The organism is Aeromicrobium sp., from assembly GCF_049587115.1.
GTDB lineage: Bacteria > Actinomycetota > Actinomycetes > Propionibacteriales > Nocardioidaceae > Aeromicrobium.
Genome location: NZ_JBAVDI010000024.1, coordinates 1 through 4,596 on the forward strand (window position 1 = coordinate 1; position 4,596 = coordinate 4,596).

A 4,596-nucleotide genomic window follows, 5' to 3' on the forward strand; every position below is an offset into this window, starting at 1 on the left:
GCCATTGTCAGTCGTGGCGCAAGCATCCGAACCTGGGTCGGCTCACGCACGACTCCCATAAACGCCGAGTTCTTTCGCACAAATTACGTGTCTGCACCGGATACGCGGTTGCCGAAGGCTCGTCGATCACTGGCAGGCACATGACCGATTGGCGAGGTGGTGGTGTTCACGCTTCGCCGCCGATGGCCTCCCCAGCGGGGTACCGCGGCTCAGTCGGTCAATGAGTGAGCCCTTCAAGGGCTCGTGCCAGCCTAACCCTTCGTCAGCTGGGTCGTTGATCAGGACATGAAGCGGTTCCCTCGTCAACTGTCCATCAAATGGATGCGACGCCACAAGCTAGAATCCGCCGCGAGCGTCGCCATCGCTCTGGGTGCCGCCGCCATCCTTGTCGCGACGATTCTCAACTTGAGCTCCGGGACCGAGAAGTCGGCCGCCGCTGGCGTCGTCAGTCTCGGCGGACCCGCCTCGCCTCAGCAGACGGGCCTTGAGTCGGCCGAGAGCGCCGGCGGAGGTCTCCGTCTCCTCACATCAGAAAGCCAGCAGGGCCTCGGAGCGCTGGAGGGTCCGGGCCTCGGCGGCGAGGGCGGCGTCAAAAACCTCCCCAGCCACAGACTTACATTATCCGTCACTTCCAATGCACCGATCGGCACCGTGGGATACCTCGTACCGACGAGCACCGATAAATCCCACGGTGTGGTCAGGGACGTAGACACTTCTTGGTCTCTGAGCACAACGGTTTACGGCAGGCCTGATTACGGTCAGATCTTTACTCAAGCGGGCGCGCAGGGCGTTCGAATCACCTGCACCATCACGGTGGACGGCAAGCTAACCGATCAGCGGTCCGCACAGGGCACATACAGCCAGGGGTTCTGTCAGGGTTAACCCTGCAGATCCAGTCGTCAGTCCGGCCGCATCTCCCCGTGGACATCACTGTGCGGGACGGTGGGGATCGAGCCGAGTCGCCCCTTCTGGAAGTCCTCGAAGGCTTGCATGACCTCGGCCTTGGTGTTCATGACGAACGGTCCGGCCCAGGCGATCGGCTCGCGGATCGGCTGCCCGCCGAGCACGACGACCTCGAGGGCGGGGTGCTTGGCGTCCTGCCGCTGGTCGGCGCCGACCGTGATGGTCTCACCGTGCCCCAGCACGGCCAGCTGGCCCGATGCGATCGGCCGCCGCTCTCGACCGACGTGGCCGTTGCCACTCATGACGTAGACCAGAGCGTTGAAGTCCGCACGCCACGGGATGGTCATCTCGGCACCCGGCATGACCGTGGCATGCACCATGGCCATCGGCGTGTGAGTGGATCCGGGCCCCTGCACGCCGTCGACCTCACCTGCGACGACCCGCAGGAGCGCACCCGCATCCGGGGTCGAGGCCAATCCGACATCAGTACCGCGAATGTCCTGGTAGTGCGGCGGAAGCCACTTGTCGGCCCGGGGCAGGTTGACCCACAGCTGCAGGCCGTGGAACAGCCCACCCTTGACGACCAGCCACTCCGGCGGCGTCTCGATGTGCAGCAGGCCGCTTCCAGCGGTCATCCACTGGGTGTCGCCGTCGGTGATCGAGCCACCGCCACCGTGCGTGTCCTGATGGTCCATCACGCCGTCGACCATGTAGGTCACCGTCTCGAAGCCACGGTGCGGGTGCCACGGGGTGCCCTTGGGCTCTCCCGGCTCGTACTCGACCTCACCCATCTGGTCCATGTGGATGAACGGGTCGAGCCTGCTCGGGTCAACTCCGGCGAAGGCCCGGCGGACCGGGAAACCCTCACCTTCGTAACCCTTGGGCGCGGTGGTGACGCTCAGCGGCACGCGATCCTCGGTCTGCGTCGGCGCGGCGATCACGCGGGGCAGGACGGTCCAGTCGGCGACATTCACAGCAGGCATCAGATTCTCCTTCGTTGGTCTAAACTAGTTTAACATTCAATGAGCGTCAACCATTCCCCTCTCAGCATTCACGACCGTTCTGATCGGTCCTAGGCTGAGCTCATGGACGCAGCAGGGGAGAGTTGTGATGTCGTCATCGTCGGAGGCGGCCACAACGCTCTGGTCGCCGCCACGTACCTGGCCCGCAGCGGGCTCTCGGTGACGATTCTCGAGCGACTCCCGCATGTCGGCGGTGCCGCCGTAAGCTCGCCGGTCTTCGACGGAGTCGACGCCCGCCTGTCGCGATACTCCTACCTGGTCAGCTTGCTGCCGGAGACGCTCATCGCGGACCTCGGGCTGGATCTCGAACTGCGGTCGCGGGACACTGCCTCCTACTCCCCGTACGACGGGGGCGGGCTCCTGGTCGAGACCTCAGCGGGTGCCGCGACCGAGGAGTCCTTCCGATCGCTCACCGGCTCCGACACCGAGCTCGCAGCCTGGCGCCGATTCTACGCCGAGGTGGAGACCGTCGCCGGGGCGATCGCACCCACTCTCCTGCGTCCGCTCCCCCACATCGGCGAGCTTCGCGACCAGGTCGAGATGGCGATCTGGACCGATCTGGTCGACGAGCCCCTCGGCACTGCCCTTGAGCGACGCTTCTCCCATGACCTGGTCCGCGGCGTCGTCGGAACCGACGCACTGATCGGCACCTTCGCCTCGCTGCACGACCGGACGCTCATCCAGAACCGATGCTTTCTCTACCACCTGATCGGCAACGGCACGGGTGAGTGGCGAGTGCCGGTCGGTGGGATGGGCGCAGTCGCCGGGGAGCTCGAGCGGGTGGCACGGGCGGCCGGAGCGGACATCCGTACCAACTGCGAGGTCGACGGCATCGACGCCCGCGACGACGGCGCGACTGTCTGCGGCGACGGATTCGTGATCGAGACCGATTGGGTGCTCAGCGGAGTCGCCCCGTACGTCCTGGCACGCCTGCTCGGCGATCCGCCGCCTCCCAAGCCCTCCGGCTCACAGTTCAAGATCAACCTGGTGGTCTCACGCCTGCCCCGGCTCACGTCCGGCGTCGACCCCGCGACTGCCTTCGCGGGCACGCTGCACCTCGGAGAGTCGATGAGCGAGCTGGAGACCGCGTGGGCACAGGCCGCTGCCGGCTCGCTGCCCGAGCGCGCCGCCGGCGAGCTGTACTGCCACACCCTCACGGATCGGTCGATCCTCGGACCGGACCTGGCCGGCACAGAAGCGCAAACCTTGACGTACTTCGGGCTGCACACGCCTTATGACGTGCTGCCAGACGAAGTCGCGGCGCAGCGGGCGTACTCGCAGTTCCTCGCCGCGCTCAATGAGCACCTTGCCGAACCGATCGAATCGCTGATCCTCGGTGTCGAGCACCGCACGCCAGCCCAGATCGAGGATGCGCTCGGCATGCCGGGCGGACACATCTTCCACGGCGACCTGCAATGGCCGTGGCTTGAGGAGGATGAACGCCCCCGGGATGCGGCCGAACGCTGGGGAGTCTCGACGGGACACCGTCGTGTGCTGCTGTGCGGCAGCGGCGCGCGGCGCGGTGGCGCTGTGAGCGGGATCGCTGGGCACAATGCCGCCCACGCGATCCTCGAGGCGCTCCCGATTATGGAACACCCCTGAGCGGCTGATAACGTTTCCCTCGCTTCGCGGCATTAGCTCAATTGGCAGAGCAGCTGACTCTTAATCAGCGGGTTCGGGGTTCGAGTCCCTGATGCCGCACTGTGAAGGCCTCGTTCCTCGCCGAACGGGGCCTTTGCTCATCTCCGAGGCCGGACGCCGCAGATGCGCCCTTGGGCAACACACGAGTGAAGGGGAGCCGCCGAGGCGACTCCCCTTCACTCACCGAGCTCTACGTGTTCAGCGACCTCCCCGGAGGAAGGTGCCGACCGCTGCGACCAGCGTCCGGAAGGAACCGCGGAACTCACGGCTCTCCGTCACGACGGTCGTGGGCGTCACCACGCGATGGGTCGGCGGAAGCGAGAGCGAATGTGTCGCACCGATTCCACCCAACGTCGCAGTGAATGCCACGGGTCGACGACGCATCAGGATGAGCAGACCTGCCGCGGTCAACGGACCGGCCAGGAGCAACATCCACAGCGGCAGACCGCCCGTGTCGGGCAGCAGAGCTGCCTCACGAGCCGGAGTGACATGATGCACGACCTCATCGTCGTCGTCCGGTTTGATGCCTCCGTCACACACCGTGCCCGCAGGCTGGTCGCCTGCGATCCGCGGGCATTGGTCGAAGGGCGGCGGAGGAACGTCGCAGACCGTGCCTTCCGGCTGGTCACCTTCGATGAGCGGACACGCGTCAAAGGGCGGCGGTGTGACGCACTCCGTCAGCAGGACATCCTTGGCCTGCTCGCCCTCCGTGGCATAGCGAATCGCGACCGAGTCCTGAGCGTCACCGAACGTGAACGGGAAGATGCCCACGAAACCCTCGTCGAGACTGTTCTCGCTCACGATGATGATGTGATCCAGCTCGCCGCCGGGCGTACTGACGTACTTGCACACCACGACCTTCTTGCTGTCGTCCTGGTCGCAGACGGTGCCCTCGGGCTGGTCACCTTCGATGTTGTCGCACTGATCGAACGGATCCTCGCAGACCGTGCCCTCGGGCTGGTCACCCTCGATCAACGGGCACGCGTCGAAGGGCGGGGAGGGGCACTCCGTCAGCGAGACATCCTTGGCC

4 protein-coding genes and 1 tRNA gene are annotated in these 4,596 nt (G+C 65.9%); 3 read left to right on the forward strand and 2 right to left on the reverse strand.

Annotation, left to right across the window (positions count from 1 at the left end; all coding sequences use genetic code 11):
- Positions 1 to 285 precede the first annotated feature (285 nt).
- Positions 286 to 882: a hypothetical protein gene (locus WB461_RS02645; RefSeq protein WP_423851171.1), complete on the forward strand. Its 597-nt coding sequence runs from the start codon at positions 286 to 288 to the stop codon at positions 880 to 882.
- 17 nt (positions 883 to 899) lie between these two features.
- On the opposite strand, the gene WB461_RS02650 is transcribed toward WB461_RS02645, so the two are convergent.
- Positions 900 to 1,886, reverse strand: coding sequence for a pirin family protein (locus WB461_RS02650; protein ID WP_423851172.1), 987 nt, complete (start codon positions 1,884 to 1,886; stop codon positions 900 to 902).
- A gap of 102 nt (positions 1,887 to 1,988) precedes the next feature.
- Between WB461_RS02650 and WB461_RS02655 the strand changes: the two genes are divergently transcribed.
- Together WB461_RS02655 and WB461_RS02660 are read left to right on the forward strand one after the other, a co-directional pair.
- A complete protein-coding gene (locus WB461_RS02655) occupies positions 1,989 to 3,527 on the forward strand; it encodes a phytoene desaturase family protein (protein WP_423851173.1) in 1,539 nt (512 codons plus the stop codon).
- 26 nt (positions 3,528 to 3,553) lie between these two features.
- Positions 3,554 to 3,626, forward strand: a tRNA-Lys gene (locus WB461_RS02660).
- 138 nt (positions 3,627 to 3,764) lie between these two features.
- Here the strand turns inward: WB461_RS02660 and WB461_RS02665 are convergent.
- A partial coding sequence (locus WB461_RS02665) for a hypothetical protein (protein WP_423851174.1) occupies positions 3,765 to 4,596 on the reverse strand: 832 nt, incomplete at its 5' end.

Bases quoted from the DNA above. Each gene is read 5' to 3' on its own strand.
- WB461_RS02650 (WP_423851172.1), bottom strand. From the start codon at position 1,886: ATGCCTGCTGTGAATGTCGCCGACTGGACCGTCCTGCCCCGCGTGATC.
- WB461_RS02655 (WP_423851173.1), top strand. From the start codon at position 1,989: ATGGACGCAGCAGGGGAGAGTTGTGATGTCGTCATCGTCGGAGGCGGC.
- WB461_RS02645 (WP_423851171.1), top strand. From the start codon at position 286: ATGAAGCGGTTCCCTCGTCAACTGTCCATCAAATGGATGCGACGCCAC.